This is a genomic window from Sphingomonas sp. UNC305MFCol5.2 (genome assembly GCF_000712135.1).
GTDB lineage: Bacteria > Pseudomonadota > Alphaproteobacteria > Sphingomonadales > Sphingomonadaceae > Sphingomonas.
This window is the reverse complement of the sequence record NZ_JOOE01000006.1, coordinates 34484-56603: the sequence shown is the minus strand read 5'-3', so window position 1 is coordinate 56603 and position 22120 is coordinate 34484. Positions and strand designations below refer to the sequence as shown.

The following is a 22120-nucleotide window of genomic DNA, read 5'->3' as shown; positions in this document are numbered from 1 at the left end:
CATGGACCAGAGACGCTCGCCTGGCTTTGCAGCCGCCGCAGTCGTGGCGGCCGCCGCCGCCACCGCCATCTGCTTCGGCGATGCGCTCGGCCTCGCCCGATCCCCCGCCAGAGCCAGCAATGCCATCACCGGCGCGCCCTTCAGCGCGACCTCGCGCCCGATAGAAGTATTGGAGGACGCCGCGCCATGGCTTCTCCCCGCACCGGAAGGCCCCAAGTCGCTGCGCGGCAAGGTCGTGATCGTCAATTTCTGGACCTATTCGTGCATCAACTCGCTGCGCGCGCTTCCCTATCTGCGGGCGTGGAGCGAGCGCTACGCGAATAAGGGGCTCGAGGTGATCGGCGTTCACGCGCCCGAATTCGGCTTCGAGAGAGACCCCGCGAACGTCCGTCTCGCCACAAGTCGGCTCAATGTCCGCTACCCGAACCTGCAGGACAATGACTATGCGGTGTGGCGCGCCTTCGCCAACCGGGGCTGGCCCGGCATCTATTTCATCGACGCCCAGGGCAAGGTGCGCGGCTATCGGCTCGGCGAGGGCGGATATGACGAGGGCGAGCAGCTGATCCGCAGGCTGCTGGCCGAGGCCGGTCACGACGTCTCCGACGTGCCGCTGGCCCCGATCGCGGGCAAGGGCTTGGAGGCGCGGGCCGACTGGGCCGATCTGGGTTCGCCCGAAGCCTATCTCGGCTATGCCAAGGCCGCCGGCTTCGCCTCTCCGGGAGGTTTCCGCAATGATGCCGCGCGCAACTATGGCCCCGCCGCGACCCTGTCGCGCAACCGGTGGGATCTGGCGGGCAGCTGGAGGGTCGGCGGCGAATACGCGTTGCTGGAGAGCGGCCCGGGCACCATCCGCTTCCACTTCCACGCCCGCGACGCGCATCTCGTGCTGGGCGCTGCGGCCGACGGCCGCCCGGTTCGCTTTCGCGTGACGATCGACGGCCGGGCCCCCGGCGCCAGCCGCGGCGTGGACGTCGATGCGGCCGGCTGGGGTGAAGTGAAGGAGGATCGGCTCTACCAGCTGGTCCGCCAGCCCGGCGAGATCGCCGATCGCACCGTCGCGATCACATTCTCGCGCCCCGGCGCGCGCGCCTATGTCTTCACCTTCGGTTGAGAGGAGCAAGAGCATGAGACGAACCTGGCTGGTGACCGGCAGCTCGCGCGGCTTCGGCCGCGCGCTGTGCGAAGCGATCCTCGATGCAGGCGACAATCTGCTGGCGACCGCGCGCGATCCCGATGGGCTCGCTGGCCTCGGCGACGGCTGTCCCGGTAGGCTCGCCACTGCGCGGCTCGACGTGACGTCCGAGGAGGACGCCACCGCCGCTGTGGCCACGGCCATCGATGCGTTCGGCGCGCTCGACGTGCTGGTCAACAACGCGGGCTATGGCGACGTCGGCTCGGTCGAGGACACCTCGATCGACTCCTTCCGCCGCCAGATCGACACCAACCTGTTCGGCACGATCCTCATGACCAAGGCCGTGATCCCGCACATGCGCGAACAGCGCCGCGGCCACATCGTCCAGTTCTCCTCGGTCGGGGGCCGGGTCGGCGCGCCGGGACGCGCGCCCTATTCCGCGGCAAAATGGGGAGTCGAGGGCTTCTCCGAAGTGCTCGCACTGGAGATGAAGCTGATCGGCGTGCGCGTGACGATCGTCGAGCCCGGCGGCTTCCGCACCGATTTCGCCGGATCCTCGACCATGCTCGATGCGGGCCGTGCCGAATATGACGCCGTGGTCGGCAATGCCGCGCGGATGCAGGAGGCCTATCACGGCAAGCAGCCCGGCGATCCGCGCCTCGGCGCGCAGGCGATCCTCGAGGTGGTCGCCTCCGACGCGCCGCCGCTGCGCCTGCCGCTCGGCAGCGATGCCGTCGCCGCGATCGAGCACAGCGACAGAGCCCGGCTCGACGAGCTGGAGCGCTGGCGGGCGCTCAGCGTCTCCACCGATTTCCCAAGAGAATAATCGCCCGGCAGGATTGAGACGCGCCGCCACGCGCGGCATGGATCGGCCGACCGGACAGGGGTAAGGGCAGATCGTGGCGGACCTGGATCAGCAGCTTGGCGAACGCATATGCTTCGGGCCCTTCTGCCTGTCCCCGGGGGCGCGCCTGCTCACCCGGCATGGCGAGCCGGTCGAGATCGGCGGCCGCTCCTTCGACCTGCTCGTAGTGCTCACCGAGCAGCCCGGACGTGTGCTCTCCAAGCGCGAACTGCTCAAGCGCGTCTGGTCGGACGTGGTGGTCGAGGATGGAAGCCTGCGCTTTCACATGGCGGGGCTGCGCAAGCTGCTCGGCGACGGGATCGACGGCGTGCGCTACATCGCCACGCAGGTCGGCGTCGGCTATGCGTTCGTGGCGCCGATCGAGCGCCAGGGCGGCACGGCCCCGCGGCGCCCGGAAGATAGCGCCAAGGCCGCCGGCACGAACCTGCCTGCGCGCCTGCCTCATCTGATCGGGCGCGAGCGCGACGTGGAGTTCCTCGTCGACAGGGTCGCCGATACGTCGCTCTTCTCGATCGTCGGTGCAGCGGGCGTCGGCAAGACTTCGCTCGCCGTCGAAATCGGCCACCGGCTGGCCCCCATGTTCGAGGATCAGGTCGCCTTCGTCGACTTCAGCATGATCGAAAACATGGCGGTGGTGCCCTCGATGATCGCCGGCGCGATGGGGATCGCGGTCCAGGGCGAGGATCCGCTTGCCGTGATCCTCGGCCATATCCGCGACCGTCCCTTCCTGCTCATCCTCGACAATTGCGAGCATGTCATCGAGGCGGTCGCGGGCATCGTCGAGCGGATCGTCGAGGAGGCGCCCCGGGCACGGGTGCTGGCCACTTCGCGTGAGCCGCTGCGCGTGCGCGCCGAACATGTCCTGCGCCTGGATGCGCTCGGCTATCCTGAGGACCTCTCCGGACTGACGCGCGATCAGTTGCTGGCCTATCCGGCGGTGCAGCTCTTCCGCGAGCGCGCCACCGCAGCTGACAGTGCCCTGGTGATGGATGAGGAGGCCGTCCGGCTCGTCGCCGAGATGTGCCAGCGCCTCGACGGCATGGCCTTGCCGATCGAGCTGGTCGCCGTTCGCGCGGCGACGCACGGTATCACCATCACCGCGCGCCAGCTTGGCGAGCGATTCAGCCTCGGCTGGGCGGGCCGGCGCACCGCGCAACCGCGCCAGCAGACGCTGCAGGCCACGCTCGACTGGAGCTACGATCTGCTCTCCGATGTCGAGCGGGTTGTGCTCGAGCGTCTCTCAATCTTCGTCGGCCCCTTCTCGATCGATGCTGCGCTGGAAGTGGTGGCGGATGCCGGGATCGGATCGGACGAGATTGCCGTCGCGCTGGACGAGCTCACTTCCAAATCGCTGATCGCCCCCGATCGCTCGCGCCGTACGGGCACTTATCGGTTGCTCGAGATGACGCGCGCCTATGCCCGCGAAAAGCTGGTCACGCGCGGCGACGCGGCGCAGGCCGCCGTTGCCCGCCACCACGCCGCTTTTTTCCTCACCGAACTCGAAATGGCCGAGCAGGACGAAGGCGTGCTGCAGGACGCGAGGCCGCTCCGCCCCCAGCTCGGCAATATCCGCAGCGCGCTCGCCTGGTGCTTCGGCCCCGATGGAGATCGCCGGATGGCGGTCCGCCTCGCCGCCGCCAGCGCGCCCGTGTTCCTCAACCTGTCGCACCTGATCGAATGCCGCATTTGGTGCACCCGCGCGCTGGGCGAAATAGTGGACGACCAGCGCTGTACCGCATTGGAACTGGAGCTTCAGGCGGCGCTCGGCATCACCCTGATGTTCACGCGCGGCAACAGCGAAGCGGCGGGGAACGCGCTCGCCCGCGCGCTCGAGATCGCGACGTCGCTCGACGACAAATGGAACCAGCTGCGCCTGCTCGGCCGGCTCCACATCTTCCATGAGCGCGTCGGGGAATATGCTGTTGCGATGTGCCACGCCGAGCGCGCGGTCGCGGTTGCCGAAGCCATAGGCGCACCCGAGGCCATCGGTATCGCCTGCTCGCTTTCGGGAATCTCGCACCATCTCGGCGGGGACCAGAAACGTGCGCGGCACGCGCTGGAGCTTTCGCTGCAGATGAGCCAGCCTTCGGCCCGGGGCCGGACCATCCATTATGGCTTCGATCATCGAAACCGTTCCGGCATCGCGCTCGCACGAACCTTGTGGCTCTCCGGCGATGCCGAGCAGGCCGGCAGGATCGCGCGACAGTTCGTGCGCGAGGCGGCGCGGCTCGATCATCCGCTCACGCACTGCATCGCGCTGATCTGGTCGTTGTCGGTCTTTCTGTGGATGGAGGATTTCGCCGCAGCCGAGATCGATCTCGCTGTCTTCACCGAATGCGCCGAGGTCAATGCATTGGGGCCCTATATCGCTGCGGCGGCGGGGTTTCGCGGCGAGTTGGACATCCAGCGTGGCCGGACCGGCGACGCGCTCGGCGCGGTCGAGGAAAGCCTCTCTCGATTACGCGCGGCGCGCTACGAACTGCTGACCACACCTTTCTCGATCGCGCTCGCCCGCGGCCTCGCCGCGGAGTCGCGGACCAGCGAAGCACTGACCCTGGTCGACATCACGCTCGCTCGCTGCGAGGCCAATGGCGAGCGGTTTGCGGTGCCGGAACTGCTTCGCCTCAAGGCCAGGATCGTGCGATCCGCCGGGGCGGAAGAGAATATAAGCATCGCGCTGCTCGAAGAGGCGCTCGCCCTCAGTCGCGAACAAGGCGCGAGTGCCTGGGAGCTGAGGGCCGCGGCCGATCTCGCTGCGAGCGATTGATCGATAGAAGCTCCCGCCGATACCGAAAGCGTTGCCTTTCAGCTGCCCAAGCTGATCGCGGCCATCTCTACTCGACGCGAAACTCGAGGAACGGTGGTCGTGACTGACGACCCGTATCGCGCCATCGAACGCGCAGCCCGACCTCGATGGCGGCGCCAGACTCCGTGCCGACGCGATTTGCGGGCTGCTACATACGCATATCCGGAGTAGCCTTGGGTGGGCCGTACGCAGCTACGCGGTTACACTACAGAACGTCAGCTTTCAGGTGCCACCGCGGGCGCACCGAACGGCCGAAGATGGGCGCATAGCCGCCGATGCTATCGCCTGAAGGGCTCGCAGGCGATGCCATCACCGTCACCCTCCATGCGAGTACCGTAGGCCGGCTTCCTGCGATGTGGAGGGCCGGCACCGACACGACGAGCCTCGGCGCAATTTCCGTAACTCCAGCCGCTGACCATAGGTTGCGACCCTGCCCGGACATTACGCACGCGCGCCGTGGGTGGTGACGTCAGCGCGTCTCGAGTGGCCAATCTGTGCCTAACCAACCGACTGGTCCCAATCAGAACGGTAGATCGCGTGTCCTCGAACGGCAGCTTCCGGTTCGACGGATATCGTAAGGTAGTCAGATTCCGGACCCACAGTGGTCGTTGTCGAGCGATAAGCGTTATTTGCTCCGGGCGTCGAGCCTCCACCCGGCTGGGCACGGATTTAGCCTCTGCGGCCGCCTCGTTGTCCTGCGGGTGGCCGCGGTGGGGTCCGTTGCGGCGCTGAGAGAGGTAGATTCGGACCCGCCGCCGTGGACGTGCATCAAGCCAAGCGCTGAGGCTATCGCTTTTTCAGGGGGAACGAGTGGAAGCGATTACGGATTGATGCCTTCGGAGGATCGATGGTGGCGCCCCCCATCCGTAGCGGCAAGATTCTATTCGCTTCGTGCGCAATTCTCGTCTCTGCTTCGCTCGGAGGCATCGGTCTCTCACGGTACGTGGAGGGAGATGCTTTTCAATTCTACCAGGATCACCCCGCGCAGTCCCCCCAAATCATAGCATCGAGCGCCGCGCCGAACGATCTGACATATCCGGCGCACGCGGCCGAATATCGGCCAGAGCTCTATCCCGAGCCGGCCATTACCGCCGGTCAGGTCAGCGATACTTGGGCCTCGAACGATGAGGATATTTATCCTTCTTATGAGGAACCTAAGGTGTCGTCGGGAGAGGTATCCGACGATCCGCCGCAGTGGTTGGTTGTGCCCGTCATCGAACCACCGCGCATTTCGCCAACGCCGCCGGGAAAGCCGCCCGTCGCGTCGCCGGATCGATTGCAGGGCGACTCTAGGGCAGTGGCCGACGACGAAATCGGCTTTGCCGCGGAGCAGATGCCCGACGAGCGTCCGCGGGCGAGCTCCGCGGCCATCGTTTTAGGGACTAGGCCGGAAGAGGCCACGCCTAAGTCCTGACGTATCGACGTTATTCGGCCGGTCCGGGAGGGCGGAGCAACTGCTTCATATCAGCGCGGTTCGCATGGTCTCGGAGAGACAACAGCTTAGCCTTGTCCTCAGACCGATGCGCTTCCGCTTCATCCTGCCTTATCGCATCATTTGGGCGTCTCCACCTTGATGTCGGCGTCCACCTTCTTCGTCGTGCCGTTCAGCAGACCCTGACCGAACAGGAAATAAGCGACGACAAGGATCGCGATTATGCCAACCACCACCGCGATGACGGTGCCGGCGCCGCCGCCCCGGGTCTCGACTACAGTCGTTCTATCGTCGGCCATCGTTCACTCCTTCGGGATGTTGCCAGTGCGAAACGGCCACATCCTTAGCGGGGTTCCCGGCCATGCTCCCCCGGGGTCATCGGAAACCCCAGAGCTTAACCTTAATCTTATCAAGCGGTGGCCGGGATGATGCCCGACAGCTAACCGTCGCTGCGCGGACTACGCAAAAGCAGCCAAAAGAGGAGGATCTGCCACTCCCGCCAAAGGCAAAGCCAGGGCCTCCCAAAAGAAGGCAAGCGGCGCTTCGGGAAAGATCAGCAGAGCCGGCGTGCCGGCAATGCCGCGCTTATTCCCAGCTGAGCACGACGCGTCCATTCGCCGGGATACGAAAGTCGATGCGATCCTCGGATCTTTCGTGGGGGCGCAGTGCGTCGCCGTCGATCGTCACCAGCCGCACCTTGGGAAGCCTGCGGCGCCGTTCGCGGACCAGGCTCAATCCGGCATTACAGGTTTCACCGCCGTCGAGCGTCAGCGTGAGCGCACGATCACCGGTGCGTTCGCTCGCGCGCAGGAAATGATCGCAATAAAGGCGGAAAGGCGCGCCCTCGACGAGGTGAAAGGCGCGGGTCGCGAAGATGAGCGCGGCGCCAGCGCCGTAGATTTCTTGCCCGACCTGCCCCGCGAGCTGGCCGTCGGCGTAGAGATCCTCGAGCGGAAACGAGAGCGCCCGGTCGACATGGCCATTGGTCTCGCGCTGCTTTCGGGAGATCGCCTCGGGCGGAAGCGCATCGGGATAATAATACCAAGCGCGATCGAGCGCGTATTTGCAATATTCGGCAATGAGCATGCGCGCTGCGGGCTCAAGGTCGGGACCGCTGTCGACGAGATATCGTTCGAACGCGGCAAACGAGTCGAAGCACTCGTAAATCGCCATATACGGCGCGTCCTGCAGGCAGGTTACCGCGAGGAAATTGCGGAAATGCCGGGCAAGCTCGATCTCGCTCTCCCAGATCTCGCTGTTGTGGAAGAAGCTGCCGAGATAGACGTAGCTCTGCTCGAGATAGACTTGCCGGGTGGTGATCCGCCAGAGTCGCATGCAGGCCGCGGCGCCCCAGGCGGTCAGGTTAGCCTGATAATTGACGTTGAAGCGCAAGCCCATCGCCGCGTCGATTGCGGTGCGCGCTTCGTCGAGGAAACGCTTGTCGTCGGTCAACTCGAACGCCTGGAGCATCACCCAGGCGTAGATGCCGCCCACGTCGGTCTGCCCGCGCCCGTCTGCTTCGGCGACCTCGGTGATCACCGAAAAATCGGTGACCTTGTACTGAACCGGCCACCTGTAGCTGAAATGATGCGCGGCCTTGATTCCATAATCAATCGACTTGAGGAACAGGCGGCGCGCTGCGACGTCGCCATCGAGCGCGAGATGACCCAGATTGAGCAGCGGATGGTAGAGATACCAGCTGTCGACCGCATCCGCGTCCTTATCGTCGCCTACATTGGGCAGATAGCGTCGCAGCGTCCCCAGCTTCGCATTATAGAATTTTCCAAGACCCGCCTTGAACTCGGCTTCGAGCGGATGCGGTTCGCCCCGCCACTTGCCCCACTCGTGGATCGCCTGGACCAGCGACATCTGCACCATGATGTCGGGATATTCCGCCCCGGTATAGGGATGGACATAGCGATGGCCGTAGTGTCGAATCGTCGCTTCTGGAGCCTGATCGAGATCCTGCAAGGTCTGCTCGGCGCGGCGGACCCAGTCGCGATAGTCGGTACGCGGCAGGTCGATCAACTTGTAGGCGACGCCGAGCATCTGAAGGAATTGGCGCGCCGACTCGCGCTCGTGCGGCGGCGCCTCGTGACGAAAGACAAGAATCGCGTCGGAGAGCGTGACTTCCTCGCCGGCCGGAATCGGGCGGGGCGGCATCCCATCGTTCTGCGTCGGTGTCGGGAGCAGGTAACCGAGCTCGGGCCAGACACCGCCCACCGCGCCGTCAGGCTTGGTCTTCGTTGCGCGATAATAATCGTTCATCGCCGTCAGGTTCTGGAAATAGAGTATGTTGCCGAACGCAGGCTGGTCGATCCGGAAGTAAAGCAGTCCGGAATTGAGTCCGCGCTGCGCCGCCTCGATGCTGCCGACCGCGCCCAACGGATCGTCGTTCGCATCGAGCGGATAGAGATCGCGCGGCATGAACGGCACCAGAAGCGGCGCCGCAGGTGTGAATTGCACGGTCATGCGCAGGTGTTCGAACGCCTCGCCACCCGTCCTGAACACGACGCGGTGCTCGCCAAGCGCGCTGGTCACGCGAACGCGAAGGACCTCGCCCGCTTCCGGCGCAAGCTGCTCGCACGTGAAGTCGCCGGCGAAGAATCCCGCGCGCAAGGCCAGGCCGCCGCGCCCCTCGCGGCGGATCAATGCCCACAGCGAATCGCCGCCAGCGCGGAGTTCGACCGAGAGGTCGCCCATGTCGAAACGGGCGACCGCTTGCTTGGCGCCTTCCAGCGTCTGGCGCAACGCCAGGAGATACGGACTGACGCCTGGCACATCTTCCTTTATCGCGATCGTCGCCATCCGCGCACCTTCACAACATTGGGGACGCCGTTTCCGGCAGGTTCCGAACCGGAGATTCGGGAGGAAGTTCCGCAATCCCGCAAACAGAAAAGACGAATTTTACCCGACACTTCCGCGACGGTCGTCGGCTGTACTTCCAATCCGAAGGCGACGACGCGTTCCGACTGACGGAAGCGGCAGCGCCTCAGAGCGATCAAGCGAAAGCGGACTTGGGAATATGCGTGATCCGGCAGGCGAGATCGGCTTCGCCCGACGCCACGACATAATGGTCCCCGGCGTCTGCGATGCCGGTCGTGAAAACCACGTCGCGGACATATAATTGGTGCTCGATCGGCCTGGTCAGCTCGGGGTCGGCCTCCAGCAAGGGCGTGTGGTCGCCGCGCAGAATGCGGGAAGGATCGTCCTTGTCGAGGATCGACCAATAGGTGCGGTAGATGCCGACGATCTCCTTGGGTTCGACGCCGTGCCACAAGGTCAGCCAGCCGGCGTCGGCGAGGATGGGCGGCGTGCCTCCGCCCATGCGCGCCGTCGCGACCGTGCCGGCATGCGGACGGATGCCGGGTTCCAGATGGGGTCGCCAATGGCGCCCATCGGGTGAAGTCGCCAGATTGATCGAAGGACCGGCGCGCCATTCACTGCCGGGCGGATAGGCGAAATAGAGATCGCCGAGCGGGCGGGTCTGCGCCCAATATTGGCCGCTGATCAGCCCTTCGAAGATCAGCATGTCCTTGTTCTGGTGGTCGAGGACGATCCCGTCGAATTCCCAGTCGAGGCCATTCCCCGAACGATACAGCGTCGTCGAATGGCGTTCGGGGCTGACCGAGCAGGTCGTCATCAACCACTCGTTGCCGACGCGGCTGATCCGTGCATCCTCGACGCCATAGCATTGCCAGCTGCCGGCCGGGGCCACCGCGCGGTCATAGTGGATCGCGACGACCGTCAGGCCGTCCGGCGTAAGCTCGACCGGAAGCAGCCAGGACAGCGACGTCAGCGCCATGATCTTCCAGCCGCCGCCGTGGAGCAGGAACTTGCGCGGATCTGCGGTGTTGACGAGCTCCAGCGGCCAGCCATCGAGGACATAGCCCTGCTCCGACCAGCGGATCGCGTGGACCTTGCCGCCGCGGATCGGCTCGCGCAACGCCTCGGCCACACGCACCATCATCAGCAGATTGCCGCCCGGCAGCCGAGTCAAAGCGGGGTTGAACGCGCCCAGTACATAGGTCTCGGCGTCGAGATGACCCGCCAGAGGCGATTTCGACAGGTCGATGTCGTCCGGGACCAGGACGAGCCGATCGATTTCGTAGCGCCTCACGGATGCTCGAGCCGGGTCTCGACACGCACCAGCGAAACCGCGGTTCGCCGCGGCTGGGTCAGCATGAAACGGGTGGCGACCGCGATATCCTCGGCGCGCAGCATCCTGCCTTGCTGGATCAGGTCACGCTGCCTCTCCGGCGGGAAGTCGGGATATTGGAAATCGGCACCGGTGAAGCCGGGTTCGATCAGCCCGACCTTGATATCCTTCTCTGCCAGCTCCTCGCGCAGCGACTTGGCGAATCCCTGGATGCCCGATTTGGCGGCGACATAGATCGAATTGCCGCCCGTGCGCGACACCGCGGACATCGATCCGATCAGGACGATGTCGCTCCCGGCCGGCATCCGTTTCGCGGCGTGGGTCGTCGCAAGGTACGAGGTGAAATCCACGGCGATCTGATAGTCGGTGTCTTCGCGCGACGTGTCGGCGAGCGCCTCTACGGGAACCGCGGCATTGATTACCGCGATATCGAGCCCGCCAAGAAAGTCATTCGCAGCCGCGAAGAACCGCTCGGTCTCTTTGGGATCGGCAAGGTCCACGTTGATCCCATCCCCGACACCCACCTCGCGAATTCGCTTGAGCGCGTCCTCAAGATGCTGGGGCGTGCGCCCGCAGACGAACACTTTGGCGCCTTCCGATGCCAGCAACACGGCGATCGCACGACCGATGCCCGTCGTCCCTCCGGTCACGACTGCCTTGCGGCCCGCCAGGCCAGGCTGTTCAGTATGGGCGTCCGCGATATCCTCAGGGTCGGCGAGATCCGGCATGGTGAGCCCCGATCAAGCCGGCTGCAAATTGACCGCCCGCGGCTGCGCCGGAGGCAGGCCCTCGCGCTCCGCTTGGAGCATCAGTTCCTGCTTGCGGGACACCATCAGGTCGCGAAGCGCCACGAGATCGACATCGGTCTTGCGGCACTGGGCGAACATGCCTTCGGAGGGCATTTCCTCCTCATGAACGTGGTGCTTGATTTCCTCGAACAGCACCGTGACCTTGGCATCGTAGAAATCATCTTCGGGGCTGCCCGCCTCGATGTCGTTCACGAGCACCTTGGCCCCGTCGTGCTCGACATAGGCTTCGTCGAGCGTGTCGTCCTCGATTTTGCCGCGAAAGGCGGGGTAGAAAATCTCCTCCTCGACGGTCGTGTGGATTTTGAGTTCCGTGCAGATCTGTCGTGCGAGCTTCGCCTTGGGGCCGGCCGCCGCGGCTGCGAATTGTTCGAACAGCCCCTCGACCTTGCGGTGATCCGCCTTCAGCAGCGCGATCGCGTCGGTAAAGCTCTCTTGGGCCATCAAGAATCTTCCTGTTTCCCGCAGGTTCTAAAAGCGCCAATCGTCTCGCGGTTCCTGCACAACCAAACGACAACGATCGCGGTACGATCACTCCTTGCCAAACAAAGTGCGCAGTTCGTCCTTCGCTTTCTCGAGCGTTTCGCGCCGCTCCGCGGGCAGGTTTTCGCCCGCCCTTACCGCTCAATCGGCCACCCCGACCCGGCCTCGATAGACCATTTCCCAGCCACGCCAGCCATTGTAGAGCAACAACAGGGTGACGCCCGCCGAGACGACCAGTCCGGTGGGAACGACGAAAGCATCGCCCTGCTCGAGCCGCTGCCAGAGATTTACTATTTCGGCCAACACTGCGACGATATTGCCGATCATATGATGCCAGGCGGCGCGCAACGCGCGTACCCTTGGTTCGCCGAGGAAATCCGTCAAACCGGCCGTCGCCGCCAGCGCGGCCATCACCAACCCGGCGCCCAGCAGCCAAAGGGTATCAGCATCGGATGGATCGGATGGCCGGCAATCTTCGCCGTCGATCGCGGGTTGGAACCGTCCATCATATGCCTCCTTTGCCTGCGGCATGCACCGTAAACCATTGCCCCTCCGGGCCGGTTCCGTATTGCGCTCGGGCGGATTGCTGCCGCGAAACCTCCTTTCCAAGTTGTTCGAGACCCGCCTCTCGCGCCGGAGGACAGCTCAGCCATCTCGCGGTCGGCGCCAAGTCGCCTCGCCCATCGCCGGCGTGAGAACCATGCTGAAGCATGCGCCTTCGCCTTAAGCCGAAGCCTGACATGCGCGCCGGCAGCGGATGCCTTCTCATAAGCGCCCGAGCTTCTCACGCCACGACAGGTCATTGAGGCCAATCCGCCACGCAGGAGGCATATCGCAGCGCGAGGAAAGGCGAGGCAGGGTTCATGCTTTTACACCGCCATGACTCGATGTCGGTTCCGCCACAGCGTCACGATCGATTGCTTCAGAGAGTCTATCTTCGCCGTGGGTACAGGGATGCCGAGCGCTTCGGCGACGCCGGCTCTCCGCGCGATGCCGGCGATTTCATTTTCCCAGGCAAGGAACCAGGCGACCTTCTCGTCCTCGAGCTCATAGCCGTCGTAAATGCGCTCGAGCCCCGTCTTTACATGGTTGAGCATCGCCTCGGCCGTCTCGAAATCTACCCGCATCCGTTTGGTATTGCTGCGAGCGGTGCGGCGAAAATCGTGCGGCGTGAACCGTTCAATCGGCCGGCCGGCCACCTCCTCCATGCGCGCGAGCACGCGATCACGCGCCTTGTACCAGCCTGTCTTTCGCGGGCCGTCGACTTTGATCGCGGGAAACACCCACTCCGAGTTCGTAGCCATGAGCGATTGCCCCCATGGTCCGAGCGCGATCGCATGCGCGACGGAATTCTTCGCTCGGTCCGCCGGGATTGTCCACACGCCGTCGACGATCTCGTCGCTGTGCGCACGGGTTACTTCCGAAATCCGGGCTGCGGTGAGCAGCCAGAGCAGCATTCCGCGACGGAAATCCTGCTCCTCCAGCACAACGGCCTTGAGGAACCAGCCGATCTCCTCGCGACTGAGCTTGCGCTCTCGCGGCGTCTCCGGGAAGCGCAGGTCGCCCAAACGTCGGGACGGATCAACCTCCAGGCCAATCTCGAGCCCACGCAGGCTGGCGGCCCAGCCGAAGAACACCTTCAATTCCGCTGCCAGCCGGTTGGCGCGGGCCTTGGCGGTCTTTCCCTTTTTGATAACGAGATCGATCAGTTCCCGCTCGGTGACCAGATAGATCGACTTCGTGGCCAGCCTGGGCGCGATATCGCGCTGGTAGATTTCGAGCTTTTCTTTGATGGTGCGTGGCTTGTTCTTGCGCTTTGCGCGGGATGCACGGCCTTCCCCGACAGCCTCCATGTATAGTTTGTGGGCACGCGCGACCGTCATGGTGTCGCGGGCCTCCTCGGCGCGCTTGCGCTCGGCCTCCGCGCGCATGGCGACGCGTGGGTCGATACCGGCTTCGACCTGCTCGTTGATCGCTGCCCCCCACTCTCGTGCCGCCGCCAGCGTAAGCGCCGGGAAGCGTCCAAAGGTCAGGCGAACGGGAGCGCCGATCGCAACCAGCCGTCGCTCGTATTTCCAGACCTTCTTGCCGCTGCCCAGCACCTCGATCATCAGACCAGGCGTCCGATTGTCGTGAAGTTTGCCCTTGGTAAGCGCGTCGATTGCGGCGGGCGAAAATGTGAAAGCGCCTGAGTTCCTTGCCATTTTGCCGACTCCAAAGTCGGCTCCCCGGCACTAAAAATCATGTGAAGAATCGTGTGAAAAGTGCCGTCGAATCCGGTCCAAACAGGTCCAACCCGGTCCTATGTGCCGATGACGCCAGCTTCACAATCCTCCTTCTTATTCAGCGCCTTAGGAGCCGAATCAGAGGAGAGCGCTGGCTGGGGCGGCAGGATTCGAACCTGCGAATGCCGGTACCAAAAACCGGTGCCTTACCACTTGGCGACGCCCCAACGGGAAGCGGGCTTATAGGGCCTTAGAAGAGCCGTTCAACCCAGCCGTGCGGATCGGGCGCAGTTCCGCGCTGGATCGCGACGAGTTGCGCGCGGAGCTGCTCGGTGAGCATGCCCGGGCCGCCGTTTCCGATCGCGAAATCGAAGCCGCGGCCGCGCACCCGGCCGATCGGCGTGACCACCGCGGCAGTGCCGCACGCGAACGCCTCACGCAGCCGCCCGCTGGCCGCATCGGCCTGCCATTCCTCGAGGCTGTAACGCTCCTCGCGCACCGTGATCCCGGCATCGCGCGCGAGCGTAAGCAGCGATTCACGCGTGATGCCCGGCAGGATCGTGCCGGTGAGCGGCGGGGTCTGGATCGAGCCGTCGTCGAACACGAAGAACACGTTCATTCCGCCCAGTTCCTCGACATAGCGGTTCTCGGCCGCATCGAGGAACACGACCTGATCGCATTCGTGGCCGATCGCCTCGGCCTGCGCGACGAGGCTGGCGGCATAGTTGCCACCGCATTTGGCGGCGCCGGTGCCGCCGGGCGCGGCGCGGGTATAATGCTCGGAGACCCAGAGCGTCACCGACGGCGCGCCGCCCTTGAAATAGGCGCCCGCCGGCGATGCGATCACGATATAGAGATATTCCTGCGCGGGCCGGACGCCGAGGAAGGTCTCGCTCGCGAACATGAAGGGGCGCAGATAGAGCGAGGCACCCTCGCCTTCGGGGATCCAGTCGCGGTCGGTGCTGACCAGCTCGCGGATCGAGGCGAGGAACAGTTCCTCGGGCAGTTCGGGCATCGCCATGCGCTGCGCCGACTCGGCGAAGCGGCGGGCATTGGCGTCCGCGCGGAACAGGGTCGCGCCGCCATCGGGCATGCGATAGGCCTTGAGGCCTTCGAAGATCTCCTGCGCATAATGGAGCACGGCGCAGGCGGGATCGAGCTGGATCGGACGGCGCGGCTCGATCCGCGCATCGTGCCAACCCTTGTCGGCAGAGTAGCGGATCACCGCCATGTGATCGGTGAAGATCTTGCCGAAGCCGGGATTGGCAAGGAGCGCCGCGCGGTCGGCCACGGCCACCGGATTCGCATGCGCCTCGAACTCGAAATCCAGGATCGTCGCGTCTTCCATCATATCCTTCCCGAGAGCACCGACCGACTCCGGCCGGATCGACTTGCGGTGGACTAGGCTGCGAGGCTAGAATGGTCAACATGGCTGCCCCAATTCCCGCATCCCCGCTGTTCCTGCGCGAGCCCGAGATCCGCCGCGGCATCGAATTGCTCTATTTCGGCTATGCTAATCTGACGCGCTCGATCGATGCGGGCCTGGCCAAGCAGGGGCTGGGACGCGCGCATCACCGCGCGCTCTATTTCATCGCGCGCGAGCCCGACCTGACGGTGAGCGCGCTGCTGGCGATCCTCGGAATCACCAAACAGTCGCTTGGCCGAGTGCTGGGCGAGCTCGCCGATCGCGGCATGGTCGAGACCCGAACCGGCGAACGCGACCGGCGGCAGCGGCTGTTGCGGCTGACGCCCACGGGCGCGACGCTCGAAGCCGAATTGTTCGACGCGCTCCGCGAGAAGATGTCCACTGCCTATTCGAGCGCCGGCCAAGGCGCGGTCGGCGGGTTCTGGGCCGTGCTCGAAGGGCTGGTGCCCGAAAGCGACCGGAGCAGCGTCTCGGGGCGCTGAGCAGCGCGCTCAGGCGACCTTGAAGCCTTCCTTGTTCATCGTCATCGTGAGCGCCTTGTTCTTCTCTTCCGAGAGCTGCGAGCGGAGCATCGGGAAGAGGTGCATCTCTTCCTCCTGCATGTGCTTTTCGATATCGGCGCGGAATTCCCGGACCTTGGCGATCCAGTCAGGTGACGCGGCGGGCGTATTCTCCAGCTCGTAGAGATACTGCTTCACATAGCCATGCTCTTTGGTGAGCGCATCGGCGGCGTCGCGCTGGCCGATCTCGCGGAGCGCGGGATAGATGACATTCTCTTCCTCGACCGCGTGCTTGAGCAAAGCATGTTTGAGATGCGAGAGCAGCATCGCCCGCTTGACCGTATTGTGCTCGTCGGTCGCCTCGATCGTGTCGAAGACCTTGAGCGTGGCCTGGTGTTCGACGACGAGCGCCTCGTCCCAATTGCCGGCGAGCGCGGTCGGCGCCTGCACCGCGGCCTTGCGGCCGAACATCGCGAGAATGCCGAGCGCCGCGCCACCGGCCACCGCACCGGCGACCATGCCGAGATTGCTCGACCGCCCCTCATTGCTCTTCGACGAAGAGGAGCCCTTGAAACGTCCCTTGCTGTCGCGCGTCGCCGTGGTCGTCGCCATTACCGCCTCCGTTCATGCGTGAGTCGGAAGCAAAACAAATCGCGAGGGCCAGCGTTCCGTGTAGGATTTCCGAGGCTTAACTTCGCACTTTTCCCGCGGATTCGCTTCTTTCGTTGCGCGAATGAGCAAGAAAGTTGCGTGGCCGCCTATGGACTTCCCGACGAATTCAAAGAGCCGCCAAGGCTATAGCACAAAACAGGAACAAAGTCTATTTGCGTGCCTCGGCGGCCATCTCGGCATTGCGACGCTGCGAGGCTGCGAGAGTCTCGCGCAGCAGCGCCTTGAGCGCATCGTCGCGGTCGAGGACGTTGAGACCCTGCCGGGTCGAACCCCCGGGGCTGGCGACGCGATCGGCGAGCACCGAGGGCGGCGCATCGGCCTGGGCGGCGAGCAGGCCCGCCCCCTCCACCGTCGCGACTGCCAGGCGCTGCGCCTGATCGGACTGCATGCCGAGCGCGGCACCCGCCTCGGCCAGCGCATCGATGAAGCGGTAGACAAAGGCCGGGCCGCAGCCCGAGAGCGTGGTGACCGCTTCGAACAAATTCTCGTCGTTAATCCACTCGACGAGACCGAGCGGCGCCATCAATTCGTCGATGCCGGGCGCGCGCGCGCCATGGAGCCCGACGACGCCCTTGCCGAGCGCGACCGGCAGATTGGGCATGGCGCGGATGACCGGATGGCCGGGAAAGCGCGCCTCGAGCGTCGCCACTTCGGCGCCGGCGAGGATCGAGATCAGCGGCACCCCGCCCGAGGGGAGGGAAGCGATGAGCGTGGCGACGTCGTCGAGTTGTTGTGGCTTCATGCCCAGCTGGACGAAATCGGGCGCCGGCTCGTCGGGAAACGCCCTGCCCTGGCGGACGCCGGCGGGAAGTTCGCGATCGTGGCGATTGACGACGAAGACGTTCTCCGCTGCGACCGCGCCGCTTTCGATCCAGCGGCGGAGCATCGCCCCGGCCATGTTGCCGCAGCCGAGCAGCCAGAGCCGCAGCGGCTCCGGCGCGCTCACGCTTCGCCCTGCGTCTCGATCAGCGCGGCGGCGATCGCCTCGGCAGGGCTCTTGCCGCCCCACAATACGAACTGGAACACCGGATAGAAGCGTTCGCACTCGTCGATCGCGCTTTCGACCAGCAACTCGGCCTGGTTGAGCGTCAACGTCGGCTCGCCCGCGCCGTCGATCAGCGCAGCGTGACGGAAGAGCAGGATGCCGCTCGCCGACCACAATTCGAAATGGCCGATCCAGAGCTGCTCGTTGACCAGCCCGATCGTCTCATAGACCGCGGCGCGGCGCTCGTCGGCCACGCGGATGTCGGGGAAAGCGAGGAACTGGAGGACGCCATCGTCCTCGCGCCAGATCGCGCGCAGCTCATATTCGGTCCAGCTGCCCTTGAACTTGGCGACGATCTCGTCGTCCTCGCGCTCGAAGGTCCAGCCATGCGCCGCGAAATAATTCTCGAGCATGTCGATCGGCGCGGCGTCGTCGCGGTCGTATTCGGCCTCGTCCAACATCCTTACCTCCACATGCCGGGATTGGCTGAGCGGAATCCTGCCAATCGCGCCCCGAGGGCACAAGCGCGCGGTTCGCAACCCTGTCGAAAAGCTGTGGACAAGCGGTCGTTAACCGGTTGGTTCAAGCGTCTGCCTTCGGAGCCTTGGGCGCGCGTGCGGGCTTCGCCGCGCCGCCGAGCTGCGCCTCGAGCGCGGCGATCCGCGCCGCGAGCGCATCATTCTCGTCCCGCGCCGCGACTGCCATCGCCTTGACCGCGTCGAATTCCTCGCGCGACACGAAATCGAGTCCGCCGATCCATTCGCGCGCGCGCTCGCGGGCCGAGGCCTCGGTCTCGCGCGCCATGCCGGCCACGGTGCCCGCCGCACCGTTCACGAACTTGACGAAATCGTCGAACAGGCGGTTGTCGGTCTGCATCTTCAGCTTCCTAAACGAACTTCAACGGATCTCAATCTGGTCAACCGAGCGCGAAGGTACAAGGGACCCGGCGTCCGGATTGAGTGCATCGATCTGCCAGAACAGCACGAGGGCGAAGCAGAGCCACCCGAAATACGGCACCAGCAGCGCGCCCGCCACCTTCCGGACGCGCCAGAACAGCAGGATCGTCAGCAGCACCAGCACGAGCAGAGCGCCGAGCATCAGCAATGCAATATCGACCTTATGCAGGCCGAAGAAGACCGGGGTCCAGGCCAGGTTGATCGCGAGCTGGGCGACGAAGAAGAGCAGCGCGAGGCCGCGGCCGCGCGATCCGCGCGCGTTGATCACCATCGCCAGCGCGAGGCCCATCAGCACGTAGAGGATCGCCCACGCGGCGGCGAACGCCCAACCGGGAGGCATGATCGCGGGCTTCGCGAGCTGGACGAACCAGGGATTCGCGTCGCCACTCGGCACCAGCGAGCCGAACCCGAGCCCCAGCAGCAACATGAACGGGACCGTGACGATGGCCCAGCGAAAATAAGCGAGCCGCAACTGCCCCCTGGACGCGATCTCTCTCAACCTGGTTCCTCCCTTTCCGACGCGTGAAACACGCATCGTCCCCGGAACGATCCCCTAATCGAAAGAATGCGCAGTCGCAAAGATGTGATGGCGGCAGGCGGCGCCTTGGCTCTCTCTGGAGGGTGTCGGGCAGAAGTCTTGTGAGAACGACCGGGATTAGTGGAAGCGGACGCTAGCCGTTTCCGAGCTAAGTGACAAAGAATCGCGACTTTATGTCAGGTTATATTGACATAACCCGCGACCTTCGGTAGTCAGGTAAACCTTACATGCTAATGGAGGTGGCGATGCCCGGCTTCGTGAAAAGACTCTACTCACCGTTGCTGTTTGATTGCCTGTTCGCCCTCTCGGGCACTCTCGGTGTGATCGGAGTCGTGCTCGACGCGAGTCGAGCTTACCCCGCGATTTCGCCCGCTACCCAACCGCTGACCAAGGGCGCCGCACTTGTCGGCGCTATCGTTGCGGCCGGGCTGGTGGCCATCGTCACCACACGGTTCGATCAGAAGCACGCCGACGATTTCGTATTCCATACGCTAACCAAGTCGGCATTCATTGCCATGTTCACCATGCTCTTCGCGCTCGCACTCTGGCAGATGCTGTTCGCCGCCAAACTGGGGGCCGTGTCGTCGTATGCGACGATTGGCGTGCTCGTCGCCTCCTGGTCGTTCGGCTATTTCTACACGCGTGCCCGGGGCACCGGGTCGTGAACAACCGTCTGAAGGTCCTGCGCGCGGAGCGAAACTGGAGTCAGGCCCAACTGGCGGTGCAGCTCGACGTCTCGCGTCAGGCGATCAACGCGATCGAGACGGGCAAGCACGACCCCTTGCTGCCGCTGGCCTTCCGCATTGCGCGTCTGTTCGGAATGCCGATCGAGGAGATTTTCAATGACGGCCAAGGGTAAGCGCCGCAACGTCGATATCAACGGGATCGCCGATAGGCTCGTCGCCGGCAACGCGTTCACGGTCACCTGAACCGCGCTGCCTTCGTCCGCTATTAGGGGTTTGCCGCGTTCGCATTTATGCGCCTGAGCTAGTCAGCCGCCGCGCTCTGCCCCGATCAGGAATTCGATATTGCCCTCCGGCCCAGTGATCGGGCTGGGAGTTATGCCGAGGACGCGCCAGCCTTGCGCGGCCACCCATTCGGCGACTTCGCGGCACACCCGCTCGTGCACCGCCGGATCGCGGACCACGCCGCCCTTGCCCACTTCCTCGCGCCCGGCCTCGAACTGCGGCTTGATAAGCGCGGCCAGCCGGGCGTTCGGTTTGGCGAAGCGGAACGGCACTTCGAGCACCTTGGCGAGGCCGATGAAGCTGGCGTCGCAGACGATCAGGTCGACGGCCTCGGGGATATGCGCTTCGGTGAGCACGCGCGCGCTGGTCTGCTCGTGGACCACGACACGCGGGTCCTGACGGAGCTTCCAGGCGAGCTGGTTGGTGCCGCTGTCGACGGCATAGACGCGCGCCGCGCCGCGGCTGAGCAGCACGTCGGTGAAGCCGCCGGTCGACGAGCCGACGTCGATCGCCACCGCGCCGGCCACGTCCCAGCCGAAATGATCGAGCGCGTGCGCCAACTTTATGCCGCCGCGTGAGACCCAGGGATGATCGCGGCCGCGTATCTCGAGCACTACGTTTTCGGCCAGTTGCTGGCCCGATTTGTCGACCTTGCGATCGCCCGCGAAGACGAGCCCCGCCATGATCAGCGCCTGCGCGCGGGTGCGGCTCTCGGCCAGCCCCCGGTCGACGAGCATCTGATCTGCGCGCTGCTTGGCCATCCGTCGCCTTTAGGCGCGCCCTCGCCCGCCCTGCAACCACTCTGGATGCAAAGATGATGGCCAAATGCGCAAGTTGATCCGATACATTCCAAATCGACTTTGGGGGAAGTTCCGATGACGCCAAGTTCCGCGTGCACCGCGCTGGTGCAACAATTCGAAGGCTGCGCGAAGAAACAGGCGGATGGCAGGTTCATTGCCTATCCCGATCCTGGAACCGGCAGTGATCCCTGGACGATCGGCTGGGGCACCACGGGTGTGGACATCAAGCCGGGCGTGATCTGGACCCAGCAACAATGCGACGACCGATTGGCGCAGGACCTCGCCGGCTTTGCGGCCAAGGTTTCCAGGGTGATCGGCACGTCGCCAACCAGCCAGCATCAGTTCGATGCGATGGTGAGCTTCGCCTACAATGTCGGCGTGACCAATTTGGCGAACAGCACCTTGCTGCGGCTCCACAAAGCAGGCGACTTTGCGGGCGCGCAACAGCAATTCGGGCGGTGGAACAAGGCGGCGGGCAAGGTGCTGCCCGGCCTGACCAAGCGGCGCGCGGCGGAGGCGGCGCTCTACGCCGATTGAGGCGGGGAACGTTTCGCAGCCCGCCGCGCTTCGCTCACCATGACGAAGCAGGACGATCATGTGCGGGTCCATGGGCGCTTCGAGGAGGTAGTGAACATGGCGCCCGCCGAAATCGAGGCGTGGCTGGAGCTTCGCGCTGGCGTTATTCCTTGAAGGACTGGGACTGTGATCCGCTAAAGGACTGATCAAATGACGCTACGGAAACCTGGCGGAAACAAGGTTCCGATGCCGTCCACAGTTTCCTGCCCGTTAAGTCTATCACATGCTTGCCACGCCCCGCCCCCTTCGCCACAGCCGCCCCGGCAACCACCGAAGGGGCATCGTCGATGGGCGCGCACGTCGTGCTTTCCAGGGAACAGTTGCTCCGGCTGATGCAGCTGGTCGAGGCGATCGCCGCACAGCGCGGAGGAGACGCAGACGCGGCGATCTCGTTCCTCCAGGATGCGGTCGCGGCGAAGCTGAACAAGCCATCCTATAAATCGGTCACGCAGTTCGCGGCGGGGATGCGCGCTATCCGCCTGCGCCGGAACGAACTGCTCGGCAAGCCGGTGTTCCGCGATCCCGCGTGGGACATGCTGCTCGATCTGGTGGTGGCCGCCGACGAGCGCCGCGCAGTCTCGGTCTCGGGGCTGTGCCATGCCTCGGGCGTGCCGACGACCACGGCGCTGCGGCATGTCGAGCGGCTCGAGACGCTCGGTCTGCTCACGCGGACTCCCGATCCCGCCGACAAGCGCCGTTTCTGGGTGGACGGCGAGCCAGAGGCGCTGGTGCGGGTGCGCGAGATCATCGCGCGGCTGCAGGCCGAAGCCTGACGGCACACTTGGTCGAGG

General features: G+C 64.8%; 26 protein-coding genes, 1 tRNA gene and 1 pseudogene. 11 read left to right on the top strand and 17 right to left on the bottom strand.

The window, feature by feature from the left end; genetic code table 11:
• Position 1: 1 nt before the first annotated feature.
• The 3 genes from BR78_RS0120120 to BR78_RS0120110 all read left to right on the top strand — a co-directional run bounded on the left by BR78_RS0120120 (position 2) and on the right by BR78_RS0120110 (position 4764).
• Positions 2-1111 carry a redoxin domain-containing protein gene (locus tag BR78_RS0120120; RefSeq protein WP_025587166.1) on the top strand — a complete coding sequence of 370 codons (1110 nt, stop codon included), beginning with the start codon at positions 2-4 and terminating at the stop codon, positions 1109-1111.
• Positions 1112-1124: 13 nt separating this feature from the next.
• The gene (locus tag BR78_RS0120115; RefSeq protein WP_025587165.1) at positions 1125-1958 is read left to right on the top strand and encodes an oxidoreductase; all 834 of its coding nucleotides are present in this window, start codon (positions 1125-1127) and stop codon (positions 1956-1958) included.
• A gap of 73 nt (positions 1959-2031) precedes the next feature.
• Entirely contained in the window at positions 2032-4764 is a 2733-nt protein-coding gene (locus BR78_RS0120110) for an ATP-binding protein (RefSeq protein ID WP_025587164.1), read from the top strand.
• Positions 4765-5081: 317 nt separating this feature from the next.
• On the opposite strand, the gene BR78_RS21455 is transcribed toward BR78_RS0120110, so the two are convergent.
• Positions 5082-5222 (bottom strand): excalibur calcium-binding domain-containing protein, encoded by a 141-nt coding sequence (locus BR78_RS21455; RefSeq protein WP_081855876.1) that lies wholly within the window; start codon positions 5220-5222, stop codon positions 5082-5084.
• Positions 5223-5650: 428 nt separating this feature from the next.
• On the opposite strand from BR78_RS21455, the gene BR78_RS0120105 reads away from it, so the two are divergent.
• Complete coding sequence (locus tag BR78_RS0120105; RefSeq protein WP_025587162.1) at positions 5651-6217, top strand: hypothetical protein; 567 nt, start codon at positions 5651-5653, stop codon at positions 6215-6217.
• A gap of 137 nt (positions 6218-6354) precedes the next feature.
• On the opposite strand, the gene BR78_RS0120100 is transcribed toward BR78_RS0120105, so the two are convergent.
• Together BR78_RS0120100 and BR78_RS0120095 are read right to left on the bottom strand one after the other, a co-directional pair.
• Positions 6355-6534 carry a hypothetical protein gene (locus BR78_RS0120100; protein WP_029728513.1) on the bottom strand — a complete coding sequence of 60 codons (180 nt, stop codon included), beginning with the start codon at positions 6532-6534 and terminating at the stop codon, positions 6355-6357.
• Positions 6535-6820: 286 nt separating this feature from the next.
• Complete coding sequence (locus BR78_RS0120095; RefSeq protein ID WP_231478361.1) at positions 6821-8707, bottom strand: hypothetical protein; 1887 nt, start codon at positions 8705-8707, stop codon at positions 6821-6823.
• A 6-nt stretch (positions 8708-8713) separates the two neighbouring features.
• Between BR78_RS0120095 and BR78_RS22270 the strand changes: the two genes are divergently transcribed.
• Positions 8714-9211 carry a hypothetical protein gene (locus tag BR78_RS22270; RefSeq protein ID WP_231478357.1) on the top strand — a complete coding sequence of 166 codons (498 nt, stop codon included), beginning with the start codon at positions 8714-8716 and terminating at the stop codon, positions 9209-9211.
• Positions 9212-9236: 25 nt separating this feature from the next.
• Here the strand turns inward: BR78_RS22270 and BR78_RS0120090 are convergent, their stop codons facing one another.
• The 8 genes and pseudogenes from BR78_RS0120090 to BR78_RS0120060 all read right to left on the bottom strand — a co-directional run bounded on the left by BR78_RS0120090 (position 9237) and on the right by BR78_RS0120060 (position 15256).
• Complete coding sequence (locus tag BR78_RS0120090) at positions 9237-10355, bottom strand: glycosidase (protein WP_025587156.1); 1119 nt, start codon at positions 10353-10355, stop codon at positions 9237-9239.
• Positions 10352-11122 carry an SDR family NAD(P)-dependent oxidoreductase gene (locus BR78_RS0120085; RefSeq protein ID WP_025587154.1) on the bottom strand — a complete coding sequence of 257 codons (771 nt, stop codon included), beginning with the start codon at positions 11120-11122 and terminating at the stop codon, positions 10352-10354. The genes BR78_RS0120090 and BR78_RS0120085 overlap by 4 nt, the downstream gene beginning before the upstream one ends.
• Before the next feature lie 12 nt (positions 11123-11134).
• Complete coding sequence (locus BR78_RS0120080) at positions 11135-11644, bottom strand: hemerythrin domain-containing protein (RefSeq protein WP_025587152.1); 510 nt, start codon at positions 11642-11644, stop codon at positions 11135-11137.
• Between the two features lie 87 nt (positions 11645-11731).
• Positions 11732-11806 (bottom strand): annotated as a pseudogene (locus BR78_RS21450) (DUF3175 domain-containing protein); the annotation flags it as partial.
• Positions 11807-11824: 18 nt separating this feature from the next.
• Positions 11825-12214 (bottom strand): DUF2231 domain-containing protein, encoded by a 390-nt coding sequence (locus BR78_RS0120075; protein ID WP_025587150.1) that lies wholly within the window; start codon positions 12212-12214, stop codon positions 11825-11827.
• Positions 12215-12552: 338 nt separating this feature from the next.
• Entirely contained in the window at positions 12553-13887 is a 1335-nt protein-coding gene (locus tag BR78_RS0120070; protein ID WP_081855875.1) for a tyrosine-type recombinase/integrase, read from the bottom strand.
• 173 nt (positions 13888-14060) lie between these two features.
• A tRNA-Gln gene (locus BR78_RS0120065) sits at positions 14061-14135 on the bottom strand.
• A gap of 23 nt (positions 14136-14158) precedes the next feature.
• On the bottom strand, positions 14159-15256 hold the full coding sequence (locus BR78_RS0120060; protein ID WP_025587117.1) for a branched-chain amino acid aminotransferase: 1098 nt from the start codon (positions 15254-15256) through the stop codon (positions 14159-14161).
• Positions 15257-15336: 80 nt separating this feature from the next.
• Between BR78_RS0120060 and BR78_RS0120055 the strand changes: the two genes are divergently transcribed.
• Positions 15337-15816 carry a MarR family transcriptional regulator gene (locus BR78_RS0120055; RefSeq protein WP_025587118.1) on the top strand — a complete coding sequence of 160 codons (480 nt, stop codon included), beginning with the start codon at positions 15337-15339 and terminating at the stop codon, positions 15814-15816.
• Between the two features lie 9 nt (positions 15817-15825).
• Here BR78_RS0120055 and BR78_RS0120050 read toward each other — a convergent pair whose 3' ends face one another.
• The 5 genes from BR78_RS0120050 to BR78_RS0120030 all read right to left on the bottom strand — a co-directional run bounded on the left by BR78_RS0120050 (position 15826) and on the right by BR78_RS0120030 (position 18946).
• The gene (locus tag BR78_RS0120050) at positions 15826-16446 is read right to left on the bottom strand and encodes a hemerythrin domain-containing protein (RefSeq protein WP_025587120.1); all 621 of its coding nucleotides are present in this window, start codon (positions 16444-16446) and stop codon (positions 15826-15828) included.
• A gap of 208 nt (positions 16447-16654) precedes the next feature.
• On the bottom strand, positions 16655-17452 hold the full coding sequence (locus BR78_RS0120045; RefSeq protein WP_269320221.1) for a pyrroline-5-carboxylate reductase family protein: 798 nt from the start codon (positions 17450-17452) through the stop codon (positions 16655-16657).
• The gene (locus tag BR78_RS0120040; protein WP_025587124.1) at positions 17449-17952 is read right to left on the bottom strand and encodes a YbjN domain-containing protein; all 504 of its coding nucleotides are present in this window, start codon (positions 17950-17952) and stop codon (positions 17449-17451) included. Before BR78_RS0120040 ends, BR78_RS0120045 begins: the two co-directional genes overlap by 4 nt.
• 121 nt (positions 17953-18073) lie before the next feature.
• Positions 18074-18367 carry an accessory factor UbiK family protein gene (locus BR78_RS0120035; RefSeq protein WP_025587126.1) on the bottom strand — a complete coding sequence of 98 codons (294 nt, stop codon included), beginning with the start codon at positions 18365-18367 and terminating at the stop codon, positions 18074-18076.
• A 21-nt stretch (positions 18368-18388) separates the two neighbouring features.
• A complete protein-coding gene (locus BR78_RS0120030) occupies positions 18389-18946 on the bottom strand; it encodes a TspO/MBR family protein (protein WP_025587128.1) in 558 nt (185 codons plus the stop codon).
• Between the two features lie 284 nt (positions 18947-19230).
• Between BR78_RS0120030 and BR78_RS0120025 the strand changes: the two genes are divergently transcribed.
• Positions 19231-19650 (top strand): hypothetical protein, encoded by a 420-nt coding sequence (locus BR78_RS0120025; RefSeq protein ID WP_025587130.1) that lies wholly within the window; start codon positions 19231-19233, stop codon positions 19648-19650.
• The gene (locus BR78_RS0120020) at positions 19647-19844 is read left to right on the top strand and encodes a helix-turn-helix transcriptional regulator (RefSeq protein ID WP_025587132.1); all 198 of its coding nucleotides are present in this window, start codon (positions 19647-19649) and stop codon (positions 19842-19844) included. The genes BR78_RS0120025 and BR78_RS0120020 overlap by 4 nt, the downstream gene beginning before the upstream one ends.
• A 132-nt stretch (positions 19845-19976) precedes the next feature.
• Here BR78_RS0120020 and BR78_RS0120010 read toward each other — a convergent pair whose 3' ends face one another.
• Complete coding sequence (locus BR78_RS0120010; RefSeq protein ID WP_029937506.1) at positions 19977-20714, bottom strand: TlyA family RNA methyltransferase; 738 nt, start codon at positions 20712-20714, stop codon at positions 19977-19979.
• Between the two features lie 114 nt (positions 20715-20828).
• Between BR78_RS0120010 and BR78_RS0120005 the strand changes: the two genes are divergently transcribed.
• The 3 genes from BR78_RS0120005 (at position 20829) to BR78_RS21130 (ending at position 22102) form a co-directional block, all read left to right on the top strand.
• On the top strand, positions 20829-21290 hold the full coding sequence (locus BR78_RS0120005; RefSeq protein ID WP_029727434.1) for a lysozyme: 462 nt from the start codon (positions 20829-20831) through the stop codon (positions 21288-21290).
• Between the two features lie 39 nt (positions 21291-21329).
• Positions 21330-21443 (top strand): DUF3140 domain-containing protein, encoded by a 114-nt coding sequence (locus BR78_RS22265; RefSeq protein ID WP_231478356.1) that lies wholly within the window; start codon positions 21330-21332, stop codon positions 21441-21443.
• Between the two features lie 173 nt (positions 21444-21616).
• Complete coding sequence (locus BR78_RS21130) at positions 21617-22102, top strand: MarR family transcriptional regulator (RefSeq protein ID WP_051683439.1); 486 nt, start codon at positions 21617-21619, stop codon at positions 22100-22102.
• Positions 22103-22120: the final 18 nt, after the last annotated feature.

Coding starts and splice junctions, on each gene's coding strand:
- BR78_RS0120120 (WP_025587166.1), top strand. CDS start 2: ATGGACCAGAGACGCTCGCCTGGCTTTGCAGCCGCCGCAGTCGTGGCG.
- BR78_RS0120115 (WP_025587165.1), top strand. CDS start 1,125: ATGAGACGAACCTGGCTGGTGACCGGCAGCTCGCGCGGCTTCGGCCGC.
- BR78_RS21455 (WP_081855876.1), bottom strand. CDS start 5,222: ATGGTCAGCGGCTGGAGTTACGGAAATTGCGCCGAGGCTCGTCGTGTC.
- BR78_RS0120105 (WP_025587162.1), top strand. CDS start 5,651: ATGGTGGCGCCCCCCATCCGTAGCGGCAAGATTCTATTCGCTTCGTGC.
- BR78_RS0120100 (WP_029728513.1), bottom strand. CDS start 6,534: ATGGCCGACGATAGAACGACTGTAGTCGAGACCCGGGGCGGCGGCGCC.
- BR78_RS0120095 (WP_231478361.1), bottom strand. CDS start 8,707: ATGACCGTGCAATTCACACCTGCGGCGCCGCTTCTGGTGCCGTTCATG.
- BR78_RS0120085 (WP_025587154.1), bottom strand. CDS start 11,122: ATGCCGGATCTCGCCGACCCTGAGGATATCGCGGACGCCCATACTGAA.
- BR78_RS0120080 (WP_025587152.1), bottom strand. CDS start 11,644: ATGGCCCAAGAGAGCTTTACCGACGCGATCGCGCTGCTGAAGGCGGAT.
- BR78_RS0120075 (WP_025587150.1), bottom strand. CDS start 12,214: ATGCCGCAGGCAAAGGAGGCATATGATGGACGGTTCCAACCCGCGATC.
- BR78_RS0120070 (WP_081855875.1), bottom strand. CDS start 13,887: ATGGCAAGGAACTCAGGCGCTTTCACATTTTCGCCCGCCGCAATCGAC.
- BR78_RS0120060 (WP_025587117.1), bottom strand. CDS start 15,256: ATGGAAGACGCGACGATCCTGGATTTCGAGTTCGAGGCGCATGCGAAT.
- BR78_RS0120055 (WP_025587118.1), top strand. CDS start 15,337: ATGGCTGCCCCAATTCCCGCATCCCCGCTGTTCCTGCGCGAGCCCGAG.
- BR78_RS0120050 (WP_025587120.1), bottom strand. CDS start 16,446: ATGGCGACGACCACGGCGACGCGCGACAGCAAGGGACGTTTCAAGGGC.
- BR78_RS0120040 (WP_025587124.1), bottom strand. CDS start 17,952: ATGTTGGACGAGGCCGAATACGACCGCGACGACGCCGCGCCGATCGAC.
- BR78_RS0120035 (WP_025587126.1), bottom strand. CDS start 18,367: ATGCAGACCGACAACCGCCTGTTCGACGATTTCGTCAAGTTCGTGAAC.
- BR78_RS0120025 (WP_025587130.1), top strand. CDS start 19,231: ATGCCCGGCTTCGTGAAAAGACTCTACTCACCGTTGCTGTTTGATTGC.
- BR78_RS0120010 (WP_029937506.1), bottom strand. CDS start 20,714: ATGGCCAAGCAGCGCGCAGATCAGATGCTCGTCGACCGGGGGCTGGCC.
- BR78_RS0120005 (WP_029727434.1), top strand. CDS start 20,829: ATGACGCCAAGTTCCGCGTGCACCGCGCTGGTGCAACAATTCGAAGGC.
- BR78_RS22265 (WP_231478356.1), top strand. CDS start 21,330: ATGACGAAGCAGGACGATCATGTGCGGGTCCATGGGCGCTTCGAGGAG.
- BR78_RS21130 (WP_051683439.1), top strand. CDS start 21,617: ATGGGCGCGCACGTCGTGCTTTCCAGGGAACAGTTGCTCCGGCTGATG.